Raw genomic sequence first — 16,759 nt, forward strand, 5'->3', positions numbered from 1 at the left:
CGTGTGGCGACCACATGTCGTGAGAGAAGGTCCGACTTCGGGAGAGAGACCCATGGCGCTCAAAGCAGAACAGCGCAAATCCGAACTGACCGAGCAGATCGCCGCCAAGGTGCGGGATCGCCTGTCTCGGGAAAAGGCCGCCCCGGCGGAACGTTTCGTCCGGCAGTTCTACGCCAACGTGCCCCCTGACGACATCCTGCGCAGCAGCAGTGATGAGCTGTACGGCGCCGCCATCGCCATGTGGCAGTTTGGCGCCGTGCGCAAGGCCGGCACCGCCCAGGTGCGCGTCTGCAATCCCAAGGTGGAGCAGGACGGCTGGCATGCCCCCCACACGGTGGTGGAGATCGTCAACGACGACATGCCCTTCCTGGTGGACAGCGTTTCGGCGGAACTGAACCGCCACGGCCTGACGGTGCACCTGGTGATCCACCCGGTGGTGAAGGTGAGGCGCGACGCCGACGGCCGCCTGGTCGAGCTGTATGAGCCGCACGCCGCCCCCGCCGACGCCAAGGCCGAAAGCTTCATGCATGTGGAGGTCGATCAGCAGACCTCTCCTGAACTGCTGGAAAAGGTCCGCGCGGGCTTGGTCCATGTCCTGGCGGACGTGCGCGCCGCCGTGGAGGACTTCGAGGCCATGCGCAGCCGCGTGGCCGAAACCATCGACGAGTCGCGGAAGAGCAGCCAGTCCCTGGACGCCGCCGAGGTGGCGGAGGGCGTGGACTTCCTGCGCTGGATCGATGACGACCACTTCATCTTCCTCGGCGTCCGCGAATACCGCTTCGGCAAGGAGGATGGCCAGGACACGCTGGACATCCTGGCCGGCGCCGGCCTGGGCATCCTGCGCGATGACGAGGTCTCGGTCTTCGACGGCCTGCGCTACTTCTCCCAGCTGCCGCCGGACGTGCGCGCCTTCGTGCGCCAGCCGCGCGCCATCATGGTGACCAAGGCCAACAAGGATTCGACCGTCCACCGCCCGGCGCCGCTGGACGCCGTGATGGTGAAGCTGTTCGACGACCAGGGTGTCGAGATCGGCGAGCGGCTGTTCGTCGGCCTCTTCACCTCGGTCGCCTACAACCGCACGGCGCGCGAGATCCCCTACCTGCGTCAGAAGGTGAACCGGGCGCTGGAGCGGGCGGGCTTCGACAAATCCAGCCACGACGGCAAGGCCCTGCTGCACATCCTGGAGACCTATCCCCGGGATGAGCTGTTCCAGACCAGCGATGACGAGCTGTTCGACATCGCCATGGGCGTGCTGCACCTGCAGGACCGTCAGCGCGTGGCCCTGTTCGTGCGCAAAGACCCGTTCGAACGCTTCGTCAGCGCCTTGATCTACGTCCCGCGCGACCGCTACGACACCGACCTGCGGCTGAAGCTGCAGGGCATCCTGGAGACGGCGTTCGAGGGCAAGACGACGCAATACCATGTGATGCTGTCGGAAAGCGCGCTGGCCCGCGCCCACATTATCATCCAGACCACCCCCGGCAAGGTGCCGGACTACGACGTCCGCGACGTCGAGGAGACCCTGATCGAGGCGGCGCGCGGCTGGGGCGAACGCCTGCAGCAGGCCCTGATCGACGCCAAGGGCGAGGAGGTCGGGTTGCGGCTGGCCCGCCGTTACCGCCGCGGCACCCTGGCCGAGGGTTATCGCGAGACCTACAGCCCCGAAGCCGCCGTGATGGACATCGAGCGGCTGGAGACGGTGGCGGCCACCGGCCAGATCGCGCTGAACCTGCACCGTCCTGTGGAGGCCGAGCCGCACGAGCTGTTCTTCAAGGTCTACCACGACGACACGCCGGTGCAGCTGTCCCAGGCCCTGCCCATGCTGGAGGATCTGGGCCTGAAAATCCTCGCGGAAGGCGGCCCGCACGAGGTGCGTCTGCCCGGCCGCGAGAAGTCCATCTGGATCCAGGACTTCGAGATGAAGATGGCCAACGGCCAGGCCGTCGAGCTGGATGCGGTGAAGGAGGCGTTCGAGGACGCCTTCATGCGCGTCTGGACCGGTGAGGCCCAGACCGACGGCTTCAACAAGCTGGTGCTGGGGGCCGGTTTGGCCTGGCGCGACGTTACCATGGTGCGCGCTTACGCCAAGTACCTGCGCCAGGCGCGCTTCGACTTCTCCCAGTCCTACATCGAGGACACGCTGGCGGCCCACGTGGGCATCACCAAGCTGCTGGTGCGCCTGTTCCACTTGGCCCATGACCCGGCCATCCTGGCCAAGCTGGGCCGGGAAGAGGTGGACAGCCGGCGCATGGGCCTGGTGGTGGAGATCGACCACGCCCTGGACCAGGTCACCAACCTGGATGAGGACCGCATCCTGCGGCGAATGCTGAACCTCATCCGCGCCACGCTGCGCACCAACTTCTTCCAGAAGGGCGCCGACGGCCAGCCCAAGGCCTACCTGTCGTTCAAGCTGGACAGCCGGTCCATCGACGATCTGCCGCTGCCCCGGCCCATGGTGGAAATCTGGGTCTACAGCCCCCGGGTCGAGGCCGTGCACCTACGCGGCGGCAAGGTGGCGCGCGGCGGCATCCGCTGGTCCGACCGCAAGGAGGATTTCCGCACCGAGATCCTGGGCCTGATCAAGGCGCAGATGGTGAAGAACGCCGTCATCGTGCCCATGGGCTCCAAGGGCGGCTTCGTGGTGAAGAACCCGCCGCCGGCGTCCGCCGGCCGCGAGGCGGCGCTGGCCGAAGGCATCGAGTGCTACAAGACCATGATGCGCGGCCTGCTGGACATCACCGACAATCTGGTGAAGGGCCAGGTGGTGCCGCCCCAGGACGTGGTGCGCCTGGACGGTGACGATCCCTACTTGGTGGTGGCGGCCGACAAGGGCACGGCCACCTTCTCCGATATCGCCAACGGGGTCAGCCGCGACTACGGCTTCTGGCTGGACGACGCCTTCGCTTCCGGCGGCTCTGCCGGGTACGACCACAAGAAGATGGGCATCACCGCGCGCGGCGCGTGGGAGGCGGTGAAGCGCCACTTCCGTGAGCTGGGCCGGGATTGCCAGACCCAGGACTTCACCGTCGTGGGCGTGGGCGACATGTCGGGCGACGTGTTCGGCAACGGCATGCTGCTGTCCAAGCACATCCGCTTGGTGGCCGCCTTCGACCACCGCCACATCTTCCTGGACCCCAACCCGGATGCGGCCAGCAGCTGGGAAGAGCGCAAGCGCATGTTCGACCTGCCGCGCTCCTCCTGGGCGGACTATGACAAGTCCAAGCTGTCCCAGGGGGGCGGCATCTTCGAGCGTGGGGCCAAGTCGGTCCCGCTGTCGCCGGAGGTCCGGGCGGCCCTGGGGATTACGGCGGAACGCCTGACCCCGGCCGAGCTGATGCAGGCCATCCTGAAGGCGGATGTGGATCTGCTGTGGCTGGGCGGCATCGGCACCTATGTGAAGGCCGGGGGCGAGAGCAACGCCGAGGTGGGCGACAAGGCCAACGACGCCCTGCGCATCGACGGCCGCCAGGTCCGCGCCAAGGTGGTGGGCGAGGGCGCCAACCTGGGCTTCACCCAGCGCGGCCGCATCGAGGCGGCGCAGGCCGGCGTGCGGCTCAACACCGACGCCATCGACAACTCCGCCGGCGTCGACACCTCGGACCATGAGGTCAACATCAAGATCCTGCTGCGCGACGTGATGGACAAGGGCAGCATGACCCTGCCCCAGCGCGACGCGCTGCTGGCCACCATGACCGACGACGTGGCGGAGCTGGTGCTGGCCGATAATTACCAGCAGACCCAGGCCCTTTCCATTGACGAGGCGGTGGCGCCGGACACGCTGGACGACCTGGCCCGCTTCATGCGGCTCATGGAAAAGGCGGGCAAGCTGAACCGCGCCATCGAGTTCCTGCCGACGGATGAGGAGGTATCGCTGCGCGCCCAGGCCCGCCGCGGTCTGACGCGGCCGGAAACGGCGGTGCTGCTGGCCTATGCCAAGATCGACCTGTACGACAAGCTGCTGAATTCCGACCTGCCGGACGATGCCAAGATGGCCGCCGATCTGGTGGAGTATTTCCCGGAGAGCCTGCAGCGGCAGTATCCGCAGGCTGTGGCCGGCCACCAGCTGCGCCGTGAGATCATCGCCACCGTGGCCACCAACAGCATGGTGAACCGCGTCGGTCCCAGCTTCGTGGCCGAGATGGTGGAGCAGACCGGCCTGGGCGAGGCGGATGTCGCCCGCGCCTATCACATCGCCCGCGACGCCTATGGCCTGCCGGCGGTGTGGAAGGCCATCGACGCCCTGGACAACCAGGTCCCGGCGGCCACCCAGGCGGCCATGGGCCTGGCCACGCGCCGCCTGCTGCGCCGCGCCGTGCCCTGGACTCTGCTCAACAACGCCCACCCCCTGGACATGGCGGCCGGCATCGCCCGTCTGGCCCCGGCGGTGAAGGTGCTGTCCAAGGCGCTGGCCGACATCCTGTCGCCCGACGCCGCCGCCGACTTGGCCGCCAAGAAGGAGGAGCTGGAGCAGGCCGGCGTGCCGGCTGAGCTGGCCCACCACGTGGCGGCCCTGTCCGCCCTGGGGGCCGCCACCGACATCAGCCAGATCGCGGTCGAAACCAACCGGGGGGTGGAGACGGTCGCAGCCGTCCACTTCGCGCTGGGCGAACGGCTGGGCTTCGACTGGCTGCGTGGCCGGGCGGAGGCGGTGAAGACCACCACCCACTGGCAGCGCCAGGCCCTGGGCGCCATCATCGACGACCTCTACGGCCTGCAGGGTCGTCTTGCGGCCCGCGTGCTGGCCGGCGAGGGCGACGATGCCACCGCCCTGATCGACGGCTGGCTCGCCGCCAAGTCCGGTCCGCTGGACCGTATCCAGTCCCTGCTGGCCGAACTGCGCGGCGTGGCGCACCTGGACGTGGCCATGCTGGCCGTGGCCACCCGCCAGCTGCGCGGCCTGACGGCCGGCTGATCGGCCTGTACGGCAGAACCAGCGGCATGGGGCGCGTCCCCATGCCGCTGGCGCCGTCCCCGGCGGCCGAGGGAATAAGACCTCAAACCCGGGGAAGTTTTTGCGTGAATTTCAACCCCGATTCTCCGCCATCTGCGCTGTGGGCGATGGCGTCGAACTGTCGCTTGCGCAAAGCCCGGCGACTTCATATTTATTGATTTCACATCACATGCCCGTGCATTGCGAAGATTGTCCGGTGGGTGATGTCGTTTCCCTGATATCCCTTGGGGAAACCGGTTCCGAAGGTGCCCCTTGTCCGCGACCCCGGATTACAGCGTTCTGAATGGCAAGCGCTTGCTGCTGGTCATTTCCGGCGGCATCGCGGCGTATAAATGCCTGGAACTGATCCGCCGGCTGAAGGAACGCGGCGTTCGCGTCCGCGCCGTTCTGACCGAGGGCGCGCAGCAATTCGTAACACCCCTGTCCGTGGCTGCCCTGTCGGAGGAAAAGGTCTACACCGACCTGTTCTCCCTGACCGATGAGTCGGAGATGGGGCACATCCGCCTGTCGCGCGAGGCCGACCTGGTGGTGGTGGCCCCGGCCAGCGCCGATATCCTGGCGCGCATGGCCGCCGGCATGGCCAATGACTTGGCGACCACGGCGCTGCTGGCCACGGACAAGCCGGTGATGGTGGTACCGGCCATGAACGTCATGATGTGGACCAACCCCGCCACCCAGGCCAATGTCCGCACGCTGGAGCAGCGCGGCGTCCGGCGCCTGGGGCCCGCCGCCGGCGACATGGCCTGCGGCGAGGTCGGCTCCGGCCGCATGGTGGAACCGATGGAGATCGTGGCCGGCATCGCCGCCTTCTTCGCGGAACGGCAGGGGCCGAAACCCTTGACCGGCCGTCGCGCGGTGGTGACCAGCGGGCCCACCCACGAGCCTATCGACCCCGTGCGCTATATCGCCAACCGCTCGTCGGGCAAGCAGGGCCATGCCGTGGCGGCGGCCCTGGCGGCGCTGGGCGCCGACGTGACCCTGGTCAGCGGCCCCGTCACCCTGGCCGATCCGCCGGGCGTGCGCGTGGTGCGGGTGGAGACGGCGGCCGAGATGCTGGCCGCCAGCCAAGCGGCCCTTCAAACACCCGACGGACCTGCCGACATCGCCGTCTGCGCTGCCGCCGTGGCCGATTGGCGCGTGGCCGCCGCTGCGGGCGACAAGGTGAAGAAGGGCCCGGACGGCCCACCCACCCTGACCCTGGCGGAGAACCCCGACATCCTGGCCACCTTGTCCCAGGCCGGCCCGGCGCGACCCCGCCTGGTGGTGGGCTTCGCCGCCGAGACGCGCGACGTGCTGACCTACGCTGCCGCCAAGCTGGCCAAGAAGGGCTGCGACTGGATCGTCGCCAATGACGTGGCGACCGGAACCGGCACCTTCGGTGGTGACGACAACCAGGTGCATCTGCTGCGCCGGGGCGCGGAACCCGAGGCCCCTCTGATCGAAACCTGGCCGCGTCTGTCCAAGACCGAGGTGGCGGTGCGCCTGGCCCAGGCCATCGCCGACACCCTGCCGACCCCCATCGCCCTTTCAACAAGCAACAACAGTCCGGAACCCGTTTGATGACCGAAGCCGTTACCGTCGCCGTCACCCGTCTGCCCCATGGCCGGGACCTGGACCTGCCGGCCTATGCCACCGCCCAGGCCGCCGGCCTGGACCTGATGGCGGCCGTGTCGGCCCCGGTGGTGATCCCGCCCCTGGGCCGCGCGCTGGTGCCCACGGGCCTGGCCATTTCCCTGCCGGTGGGCTTCGAGGCGCAGGTGCGCCCGCGGTCGGGCCTGGCGCTGAAGAACGGCGTCACGGTGCTGAACGCCCCGGGCACGGTGGATGCCGATTACCGGGGCGAGGTGGGCGTCATCCTGGTGAACCTGGGGGACCAGCCCTTCACTGTCGAGCGCGGCATGCGCATCGCACAGATGGTGATCGCCCGCCACGAGCGCGCTCAGTGGAAAGAGGTGGACAGCCTGGATGAGACCGCCCGGGGCGCCGGGGGCTTCGGCTCCACCGGCGTCACCGCGACCGCCACCGGCCGGGCGGGCTGATAAAAATGGGGGAAGGGATGCTGCGGATTTCCAAGAAGCTGATGTTCGCCATCGAGGTGGTGCTGGACATCGCCTACAACGCCGGCTCCGAACCCGTGCAGTCGGGTGAGATCACGGCGCGGCAGGGCATCCCCAAGCGTTACCTGGAACAGGTGCTGCAGGCCCTGGTGCGGGCGGGCATACTGGCCGGCGTGCGCGGCCCCCGGGGCGGCTACCGTCTGGCGCGTGAACGCCGCCGCATCACGGTGGGTGAGATCGTACGCATCGTCCGCGCCCTGGAACAGGCCACCGATCCCATGGAAGAGGCGGTGGGGGCCGAGCTGGGCCGGCAGGTGGTGCGCCCGCTGTGGGCCGAACTGCAGGACGACTGCATGCGCCGCCTGGACCAGACCACCATTGAGGATCTGTGCCTGCGCGCCCACCGTGCCGGCATCGAAAGCGAAGCGACCCACAAGCTGGACTTCAGCATCTAAGGAAGGGATCGAACCATGGCTGACACCGCCCCCAGCGCCGCCTTCCGCGGCCGCGTTTACGACAGCATCCTGGAAACCGTGGGCGCCACCCCCCTGGTGCGCCTTAAGCGCCTGGCCGCCGCCCACGGCGTGAAGGCCGACATCATCGGCAAGTGCGAGTTCTTCAATCCGCTGTCCAGCGTGAAGGACCGCATCGGCCTGGCCATGATCGAGGCCGCCGAGGCCGACGGCCGCATCTCTCCCGACCGCACCCTGCTGATCGAGCCCACCTCGGGCAACACCGGCATCGCGCTGGCCTTTGTGGCCGCGGCCAAGGGCTACCGCCTGATCCTGACCATGCCGGAAAGCATGTCGGTGGAACGCCGCCGCATGCTGAAGCTGCTGGGCGCCGAGATCGTGCTGACCCCGCCGGCCCAGGGCATGAAGGGCGCCATCGCCAAGGCGGAGGAGCTGGCGGCCGAGGCCGGCGACGCCTACATCCTGCAGCAGTTCAAGAACCCGGCGAACCCGGAGATCCACCGCCGCACTACGGCCGAGGAGATCTGGACCGACACCGCCGGCGGGGTGGACTTCCTGATTTCCGGCGTGGGCACCGGCGGCACGCTGACCGGTGTGGCCAGCGTGATCAAGGAGCGCAAGCCCAGCTTCAAGGCCGTGGCCGTGGAACCGGAGGACAGCCCCGTGCTGTCTGGCGGCCTGCCGGGCCCGCACAAGATCCAGGGCATCGGCGCCGGCTTCGTGCCCGACATCCTGGACACCCACCTGATCGATGAGGTGCTGCGCATTTCCAACCAGCGCGCCTTCGAGACGGCGCGCGAGGTGGCCAAGCTGGAAGGTGTCGCCGTCGGGATCAGCTCCGGCGCCGCCCTGGCCGCCGCCCTGGAACTGGGCGCCCGCCCGGGGAACGAGGGCAAGCAGATCGTCGTGATCCTGCCCAGCTTCGCCGAGCGTTACCTGTCCACCGGCCTGTTCGACGGCCTGGATTGATCGGCCTGGATCGGCGCTAAGGGGGGACCGGTCACAGCGCCGGTCCCCCTTTTTTCCGCTAGGTTCATTCCTTACTTAATCTAGGCCGCGACTGCGGTCGCCGGAGCGAGCACCGCAGGGCGCTGCGAGGATAGCCAAGCGGCCGGATGGCCGCGCCCGGCGCTTGAGGGCGCGATGGACTTTAATGACTCACAGATCGAGCGCTATTCCCGCCACATCATCCTGAAGGAGGTCGGTGGGGAGGGGCAGGCCAGGCTGCTGGCCAGTTCCGTCCTGGTGGTGGGCGCTGGCGGTCTGGGCGCGCCGCTGTTGCTGTACCTGGCGGCGGCCGGGGTGGGACGCATCGGCATCGTCGACGACGACACGGTCGATCTGTCCAACCTGCAGCGACAGGTGGTGCACGACATGGCCTCGCTGGGCCAGGCCAAGGTGGACAGCGCCGCCGCCCGCTTGCGCGCCATCAACCCCGACGTGGTGGTGGAGGTGCACCGGACGCGCCTGGCCCCCGGCAACGTCCGGCAGTTGATACGGGGTTACGACATCGTGGCCGACGGGTCGGACAATTTCGCCACCCGCTTCCTGCTGAACGACGCCTGCTATTTCGAGCACCGCACGTTGGTGTCGGCCGCCATGCTGCGCTTCGATGGGCAGATTTCCACGTTTAAGGCCCACGAAGGCCACCCCCATCCCTGCTACCGTTGCGTCTTTCCCGAACCGCCGCCGCCGGGCCTGGTGCCCTCCTGTTCCGAGGCGGGGGTGCTGGGTGCGCTGGCCGGTACGGTGGGATCCCTGCAGGCGTTGGAGGTCTTGAAGGAGCTTCTGGGCATCGGCGACAGCCTGTCCGGCCGCCTCATGCTCTATGACAGCCTGGGGGCCTCCTTCCGCACCGTTCGGGTGAAGCCGGACCCCGACTGCCCGCTGTGCGGCAGCCACCCGAGCATCACCGCCCTGCCCGGTGAAACGGGGCCGGGGGAAGAGACAGCATGACGACCACTCAACCGGGGCTTTCCATCGTGCTGCACTCGGGCGGCTTCGACCGGGTGCATTACGCCCTGGTCATGGCCACGGCGGCGGCGGCCATCGGCCGCCCCGCCCTGCTGTTCGTCACCGGTCGCGCCCTGCGCCTGTTGCTGGCGGACGACGGCTGGATGGGCCTGGACCCGGCGGATGACGGCAGCACCGCCATCGAGCGCGAGCGGCGATTCGCGGAGACCAACGTCGCCACCCTGGCGGAGCTGACCGAGTCGCTGGACCCCCTGGGGGTGCGCGTCATGGCCTGTGAGATGGGCTGGCGCGTGCTGGGGCTGGACAAGCCGGCGCTGCGTCCCGATGTGACGGTGGAAACGGCGGGGGTGGTGACGCTGTTGCAGGCGACCCCGCCAGGCGCCCATCTTATCCACCTGTGATCCGCCCAGCCTGAGAGCGCTCCGCCATGCCTGAATTGCCCGAGGTCGAAACCGTGGCCCGGGGCCTGGCCCTGAAGATGGAGGGCCGCACGCTGGTGCGCGTGGCCCAGCACCGCCCCAACCTGCGCACGCCCTTCCCACCCGGCTTCGTCCAGCGCCTGACGGGCCGCCGCGTGGCCGGCATCGGCCGCCGGGCAAAGTATGTGCTGGTGCGCCTTGAGCCTGGTTCCGGTTCGGGGAATGACACGCTGCTGATCCACCTGGGCATGTCGGGCAGCATGGTGGTCAGCCGGGGGCCTGCCGGCGCGCCCGGGGCGCACGACCATGTGGTCATGGAAACGGACGACGGCGCCGTCGTCACCTTCAACGACCCTCGCCGCTTCGGCCTCATGGACCTGATCGCGGACGGGGAGGTGGACAGCCATCCTCTGCTGGCCAAGCTGGGGCCGGAGCCGCTGGGCAACGCGTTTGACCCGGATACGCTGTCTGCGCGCCTGGCCGGCAAGATGACGCCCATCAAGGCAGCGCTGCTGGACCAGCGCGTGGTGGCCGGGCTGGGCAACATCTATGTCTGCGAGGCGCTGTTCCGCTCCGGCATCAGCCCCGAACGATCGGCGGCCAGCGTGGCGGGCAAGGACGCCCAGCGGCTGGTGCCGGCCATCCGCGACGTGCTGACCGAGGCCATCGCCGCCGGCGGCAGCTCCTTGCGCGATTACGTCCAGTCGGATGGCGAGCTGGGCTACTTCCAGCACTCCTTCGCCGTTTACGGACGGGAGGGCCAGGCCTGCCCGGGTTGCGACTGCGACGTGGCCCGCACGGGTGGCGTGCAACGGTTGGTGCAGGCCGGCCGGTCCAGCTTCTTCTGCGCACGGCGGCAGCGCTGACGCATGCGGCCTTGGCCGTTGATGGGCGGCCCGCCATGCTTCACCTTATCGCCCAGCGAACCTCGCCGGCCGAACTTTGCCGGCTTCCCTGGCCCCCCGCGTGAGCCCTGAATGCGCCTTGTCCTCGCCGCCGCCGTTTCCATCCCCCTGCTCTTGGCCGCTGGGCCGGGCGGCGCTGGACCGGTGGAGCCGGGCTTTGTGCCGGGGGTGGAGGATTTGCCCTTGATGCCGGGGCTGATGGCACCGGCCAACGCGGCGGTGGTTTTCGACCAGCCGGAAGGCCGCATTGTCGAGTCGGCGGCCCAGGGCGACGTCAGCGCCGCCGCCATCACCGCCTTCTACGCCCAGACCCTGCCGCAGCTGGGCTGGCACCCCTCCGGCGACGGCCGCTGGGCGCGCGAGGGGGAGAAGCTGGAGATCACGGCGACCCGCGACGGCATGGGCAGCCGGGCGGAAACCGTGGTGCATTTCATTCTGCGCCCGCAGTAGCCCGCTTTCGAAGTGCGCCCCAAGGGAAAGGGTATGTTTAAAGTAAAAGACGCATGATCTTGGGGTGCGGCGACAGAATCGCCCATATCTGGTTTTAGACTCGTTGAATCCGGGGGGCCGGGATGTCCAAAGCAAGGGCATGTCCGCCGGATTTTGGTCTAGTCTGGCGCGGTTTTTAGGGCTGTGCCGCTTGACGGTTTCGTGGGGAGGGGGTATAAGCCCGGCCTTCCACGGCAAGGGTCGTGTTCGAAAAGGGTTTGTCATGGCTAATCATAAGTCCGCTGAAAAGCGTATCCGTCAGACGGAAGTCCGTACCGAAGTGAACCGGGCCCGCGTGTCCCGTATCCGCACCTTCGTGAAGAAGGTTGAGCTGGCCCTGGAAGCCGGCGACAAGGCCGCCGCCGCGGAGGCGTTCAAGCTGGCCCAGCCGGAAATGATGCGTGGCGTCTCCAAGGGCGTGCTGCACCGCAACACGGTGTCGCGCAAGATTTCCCGTCTGTCTCTCCGCATCAACGCTCTGGGCTGATAAGCCGGCCGCGCCGATCGCGCGGGCCCTCGGGGCCCGGCGCATGAGGCGGGGTCCCAGCTCTTGACCGTGGATTGGATGAGGCCGCGTCCTGCCGGACACAGGCGGGGGCGCGGCCTTTTCCTTGTCCGCTCGTCGTTACTGCGTTCATCCTTACCTATTCTTCCAGAATAGTCCGAAGGGCCGGTGACGGGCGGCGGGTGCGAGCATCATTCGGTCTTTTTTGCTTGTTCCCTTTTCGAGCCTATTGCGAGTCCCGGACGGCCCGACTAGCATCTCCGGATGTGCGGGGTCGTTCTCCTCGATGAAGTAATCAAGCGGCGGAAACGCCCGCGCAGACCGATGGCAGATGTACATTGATGCTGACGCTTGGCGCTCTACATCACTCTGGCGTTGGTAGATTTCTGAATCTTTGAAGAAGATCATGCGTCTACGGGAGATTCTTTAAAACGAATCCCGTGAGGTGCGCGGTTTTGTTTGCGTGTGTGGGTTTTGGTCTGCCTGGTGTTTCAGCGGAATGATGCCGGACGGGGCGGGGCGATGCCTCAAACCCAGTGCCGGTAAACGTTCCGGTGGGAGGAAAGGTGGTCACGGAACCAGCCGGGACAGGGCCGACGATAGGGGCTGACGAAGCGGGGTTAGGGCGGTGTTGGAAAGGGTGGAACCTTGCGTGGTCCACCGCCTTTTTCCATCATCATCCATCGTGCCGGCTGTCCAGCCGGCTCCCATGCCTTCGTTCGGCTCCGGGCTCGTCGCCCGGACCTCCGGCCTTCATGAGGCACCTGCCGGGGTGATGCATCCCGGGATGACCTGTCTCATGGGGGAACCGGGCTTTCCCGGCATAAGGTTCCGGTCCGATTTGATCCGGTTGTCAGGCCGGCTATCGATGGCCGGTGTCGTCTTATTTGATTGTCCGGGTCCGGAAGGCGTTGGGGCAGGAGCGAAGCGGGAATGTCGGTTCAGGCATCTCTGGATCAGCAATGGGCGCGCATCAGCGGGCGCCTGAAGGACGAGGTGGGTGAAACCGCGTATCGCAGCTGGCTGAAGCCGCTGACCGTTGAGGATTTCATTGGCGGCCAGGTGCGCATTGTCGTGCCCACGCGCTTCATGCGCGACTGGATCCGCACCCATTACGCCGATCGCATCCGCGCCCTATGGTCGGGCGAGAATCCCGGCGTCCAGTCCGTGGAAATCGTCGTGGCCCCCCCGCGCAACGACGCCTCGCTCGGCGGCGCCCTGACCACAGCCCCGCGCGCCGCCGCCAACGCCACCACCGATGCTGGGCCGCTGGCGGAAACCGGCATCGGTCACCTGCCCACATATGACGAGGTCGAGGCGTCCGCGTCCCTCAACGGCGGCTTGCATGGCGGCCTGAACGGGGTTGCCGAGGCGCCGGCCCTGCCCGCCTTCATCGCCGGAAACGGCCTGGGGGAGGAGCGCGACGATGTCTCGGCCCTGCTGGACCCGCGCTTCACCTTCGAGAATTTCGTGGTGGGCAAACCCAACGAGCTGGCGTTCGCCGCCGCCCGCCGCGTGGCCGACGCCAACGCCGTGACCTTCAACCCGCTGTTCCTGTACGGCGGCGTGGGCCTGGGCAAGACCCACCTGATGCACGCCATCGCCTGGCACATCCGCAAGAAGGACCCCGCTCGCCGGGTGATCTACCTGTCGGCGGAAAAGTTCATGTACCAGTTCATCCGGGCGCTTCGGTACAAGGACACGATGGCGTTCAAGGAGCAGTTCCGCTCCGTCGACGTGCTGATGATCGACGACGTGCAGTTCATCAGCGGCAAGGACAGCACCCAGGAAGAGTTCTTCCACACCTTCAACGCCCTGGTGGACCAGAACCGCCAGGTCATCATCTCCGCCGACAAGAGCCCGTCCGACCTGGAAGGCATGGAGGAGCGCCTGCGCTCCCGCCTCGGCTGGGGACTTGTGGCCGACATCCACCCGACGACGTACGAGCTGCGCCTGGGCATCCTGCAGTCCAAGGGCGAGCAGATGCGGGTGCAGATTCCGCAGAAGGTGCTGGAGTTCCTGGCCCACAAGATCACGTCCAACGTGCGTGAGCTGGAAGGCGCCCTCAACCGCATCGTGGCGCATGCTGAGCTGGTGGGCCGCGCCATCACCCTGGAAAGCAGCCAGGAAGTGCTGCACGACCTGCTGCGCGCCAGCAACCGCCGGGTGACCATCGAGGAAATCCAGAAGAAGGTGGCGGAGCATTACAACATCCGCCTGGCGGACATGAGCTCCGCCCGCCGCGCCCGCGCCGTGGCCCGCCCGCGCCAGGTGGCGATGTACCTGTCCAAGCAGCTGACCGCCCGCTCCCTGCCCGAGATCGGCCGCAAGTTCGGCGACCGCGACCACACCACCGTGATGCACGCCGTGCGCAAGGTGGAAGAGTTGTGCGCCACCGACCCGACCTTTTCCGAGGACGTGGAACTGCTGCGGCGCATGCTGGAAGGCTGAGGGGCGGCTTGGCGGAACAGTCAAGGCCCGCCCTAATGTACCCGGTCCGCTCCCTTCCTTGATCGGGGTGCCATCCTGACCTCCCCCCTGGCGATCTCACTGCCCCAGGCGCTGGCCTTCCGCCTGGACCGCCAGCATCTGCTGGCCCCGGCGCCCGACATGCTGACGGCGGCCGGCACGCTGCTGGGCGCCCAGGCCCAGGTGCAGTCCGCCGCCATCCTGCAATTGCGGGCGCGCACGGCCGCCCTGGCCGATGCTGATGTGGCCAGGGCCCTCCATGACAGCCGCAGCTTGGTCAAGCTGTGGGCCCAGCGCTCCACCTTGCATCTGGTGCCTACGGCCGACCTGGGCGACCTTTTGGCCCTGCGCCGCCTGAAGCAGCCGGAGTACCACGCGTGGTACAGCCGCGAGGGCCTGCCCCCCGACCGGGTGGCGACGCTGATCGACGCCGTGGTCCGGGCCCTGGCCGATGGGCCGCACAGCCGCATGGACCTGTCCCGCCGGCTGGTGCCGCAGCTGGGTGACTGGGCCCGGCCCTGGTTGGAGCACAGCTGGGGTGGGGTGCTGAAGCTGGCCTGCGCCCTGGGCCATCTGTGCCATGGTCCCCCGCGTCCCGACGATAACGAGGCCGCCTTCGTGGGCCTGCCCGCCTGGCTGGGCCAGGCGGTGGCGCCGGCGGACAGCGCGCGGGGCGTGGCAAATTTCCTGCGCCGCTATCTGGCAGCCTATGGTCCGGCGACGCCGGCCGACTTCCGCAAGTTCGCCGGCATTCCCGCCGGCCCCTGCCGCCAGGCTTTCCAGGACCTGGCGGGCGAACTGCTGGCGGTGGAGATGGACGGCCGTCCCGCTTACATCCTGGCGCAGGACGAGGCGGCGGCGCGCGCCGCCGAGATGCCGGCCGGCCACCTTGCGGTGCTGCCCCTGTTCGATCCCTGGCTGCTGGCCCACGCCGACACCGCCCAGGTGGTGGATGCCAGGCACCGTACCGCCATCTACCGCCAGGCCGGCTGGATCTCGGCCGTGGTGCTGCGCCAGGGGCGGGTGGCGGCGACCTGGACCCATCGCCGCCTGGCCGTCCAAGGCCAGCCGGCGTGGGAGGTGGAATTGGCGCCGCTGGGCCGGCTCACCAAGGCGGAACGGCGGGTCGTCCTGGGCCGCCTGCGCCACCTTTCGGGCGGCCTGGACGCGCGATACGCGGGCGGATGATCCCCCTTTCGGACAGGCGGCGACTCGGCCTTCCGAATGGCTCTGGAATCGGTCGAAAACGCTGTCGCCGCGCGGGGCTTGTGCTATGGTGACCACCCCTTTTTCCAGGCCCTGTGGGGGGGCCTTGGGGGATTCAAGGCAAACAATCGCCGCGCCTCACAGGGGCGACGGGTCAGCACAAGCGGAACGGCATGAAGATCACCATCGAACGCGCGGCTTTGCTCCGGTCTCTCGGTCATGTTCAGAGCGTGGTGGAGCGTCGGAACACCATTCCGATCCTGTCCAACGTCCTGCTGAAGGCGGAAAACGGTGAGCTGGCGCTGACCGCCACCGACATGGATCTGGAGATTGTGGAATCCGTGCCGGCCGACATCGCGCGTCCCGGTTCCGCCACGGCCCCCGCCCACACCCTGTACGACATCGCCCGCAAGCTGCCGGATGGCAGCCAGGTGGAACTGGACTTCACCGCCGACACGCTGACCCTGCGGTCCGGCCGGTCGCAGTTCCGCCTGGGCGCCCTGCCGGTGGAGGATTTCCCCGTCATGGCCGGCGGCGACACCGGCCACCGCTTCAGCCTGTCGGCCAGCGACCTGAAGATGCTGGTGGATCGCACCAAGTTCGCCATCTCCACCGAGGAGACGCGCTACTACCTCAACGGCATCTACCTGCACGCCTCCAAGGCCAAGACCGGTGCCGCTGAAATCCCCGTGCTGCGCGCCGTGGCCACCGACGGCCATCGCCTGGCCCGGGTGGAGATGGCCCTGCCGGACGGCGCCGGCGGCATCCCCGGCGTCATCGTCCCGCGCAAGACCGTGATCGAGGTCCGCAAGCTGCTGGACGAGGCGGCGGACCGCATCGAGGTGCAACTGTCCGACACCAAGGTGCGCTTCGCGTTCGACAGCATCGTGCTGACCAGCAAGCTGATCGACGGCACCTTCCCGGACTATGAGCGTGTCATCCCCACGGGCAACGACAAGGTGATGGAGGTCAACGCCGGCCAGTTCGCCGCCGCCGTCGACCGCGTCGCCACCATCTCCACGGAAAAGAGCCGGGCGGTGAAGCTCAGCCTGGACCGCGGCATCCTGACCCTGTCGGCTTCCAGCCCCGAGGCGGGTTCCGCGACGGAAGAGATCGAGGTCAGCTACGACAACACCGCGCTCGAGATCGGCTTCAACAGCCGCTACCTGCTGGACATCACCCAGCAGATCGAGGGCGAGGGGGTTCGCTTCACCCTGGCCGACGCTGGCTCGCCCACCGTGGTGCGCGACGTGGCCGATGGTTCGGCCCTCTATGTCCTCATGCCAATGCGCGTTTGAGGTCCTGGGGTCC

At 68.1% G+C, this 16,759-nt stretch carries 13 protein-coding genes; all 13 read left to right on the forward strand.

The features are described 5' to 3' along the window. Nucleotides 1-52 precede the first annotated feature (52 nt). The 13 genes from FBZ87_RS14265 to dnaN all read left to right on the forward strand — a co-directional run bounded on the left by FBZ87_RS14265 (nt 53) and on the right by dnaN (nt 16,746). A complete protein-coding gene (locus FBZ87_RS14265) occupies nt 53-4,912 on the forward strand; it encodes an NAD-glutamate dehydrogenase (RefSeq protein WP_145610931.1) in 4,860 nt (1,619 codons plus the stop codon). A 291-nt stretch (nt 4,913-5,203) separates the two neighbouring features. After that, nucleotides 5,204-6,511 carry a bifunctional phosphopantothenoylcysteine decarboxylase/phosphopantothenate--cysteine ligase CoaBC gene (gene coaBC / locus FBZ87_RS14270; protein WP_145610932.1) on the forward strand — a complete coding sequence of 436 codons (1,308 nt, stop codon included), beginning with the start codon at nt 5,204-5,206 and terminating at the stop codon, nt 6,509-6,511. After that, nucleotides 6,511-6,990: a dUTP diphosphatase gene (gene dut, locus FBZ87_RS14275; RefSeq protein WP_186454754.1), complete on the forward strand. Its 480-nt coding sequence runs from the start codon at nt 6,511-6,513 to the stop codon at nt 6,988-6,990. The genes coaBC and dut overlap by 1 nt, the downstream gene beginning before the upstream one ends. A gap of 17 nt (nt 6,991-7,007) precedes the next feature. Further along, on the forward strand, nt 7,008-7,463 hold the full coding sequence (locus FBZ87_RS14280) for an RrF2 family transcriptional regulator (protein WP_004273531.1): 456 nt from the start codon (nt 7,008-7,010) through the stop codon (nt 7,461-7,463). Nucleotides 7,464-7,478: 15 nt separating this feature from the next. Then, nucleotides 7,479-8,450 carry a cysteine synthase A gene (gene cysK, locus FBZ87_RS14285; RefSeq protein WP_145610934.1) on the forward strand — a complete coding sequence of 324 codons (972 nt, stop codon included), beginning with the start codon at nt 7,479-7,481 and terminating at the stop codon, nt 8,448-8,450. Nucleotides 8,451-8,624: 174 nt separating this feature from the next. Beyond that, the gene (locus tag FBZ87_RS14290) at nt 8,625-9,437 is read left to right on the forward strand and encodes a HesA/MoeB/ThiF family protein (RefSeq protein WP_145610935.1); all 813 of its coding nucleotides are present in this window, start codon (nt 8,625-8,627) and stop codon (nt 9,435-9,437) included. Further along, entirely contained in the window at nt 9,434-9,856 is a 423-nt protein-coding gene (locus FBZ87_RS14295) for a DsrE family protein (protein ID WP_145610936.1), read from the forward strand. Before FBZ87_RS14290 ends, FBZ87_RS14295 begins: the two co-directional genes overlap by 4 nt. 26 nt (nt 9,857-9,882) lie before the next feature. After that, on the forward strand, nt 9,883-10,740 hold the full coding sequence (gene mutM, locus FBZ87_RS14300) for a bifunctional DNA-formamidopyrimidine glycosylase/DNA-(apurinic or apyrimidinic site) lyase (RefSeq protein ID WP_145610937.1): 858 nt from the start codon (nt 9,883-9,885) through the stop codon (nt 10,738-10,740). A gap of 111 nt (nt 10,741-10,851) precedes the next feature. Continuing rightward, nucleotides 10,852-11,229 carry a hypothetical protein gene (locus FBZ87_RS14305; RefSeq protein ID WP_211106942.1) on the forward strand — a complete coding sequence of 126 codons (378 nt, stop codon included), beginning with the start codon at nt 10,852-10,854 and terminating at the stop codon, nt 11,227-11,229. A gap of 262 nt (nt 11,230-11,491) precedes the next feature. After that, nucleotides 11,492-11,755, forward strand: a complete 264-nt coding sequence (gene rpsT / locus FBZ87_RS14310; protein ID WP_088872298.1) for a 30S ribosomal protein S20 — start codon at nt 11,492-11,494, stop codon at nt 11,753-11,755. 951 nt (nt 11,756-12,706) lie between these two features. Then, entirely contained in the window at nt 12,707-14,224 is a 1,518-nt protein-coding gene (dnaA, locus tag FBZ87_RS14315) for a chromosomal replication initiator protein DnaA (protein ID WP_145610938.1), read from the forward strand. Between the two features lie 159 nt (nt 14,225-14,383). Continuing rightward, the gene (locus FBZ87_RS14320) at nt 14,384-15,430 is read left to right on the forward strand and encodes a winged helix DNA-binding domain-containing protein (protein ID WP_145610939.1); all 1,047 of its coding nucleotides are present in this window, start codon (nt 14,384-14,386) and stop codon (nt 15,428-15,430) included. A 191-nt stretch (nt 15,431-15,621) separates the two neighbouring features. Next, a complete protein-coding gene (dnaN, locus tag FBZ87_RS14325) occupies nt 15,622-16,746 on the forward strand; it encodes a DNA polymerase III subunit beta (protein WP_145610940.1) in 1,125 nt (374 codons plus the stop codon). The last annotated feature ends 13 nt before the right edge of the window (nt 16,747-16,759 follow it).

Source organism: Nitrospirillum amazonense (genome assembly GCF_007828035.1).
Taxonomy (GTDB): Bacteria; Pseudomonadota; Alphaproteobacteria; order Azospirillales; family Azospirillaceae; genus Nitrospirillum; species Nitrospirillum amazonense.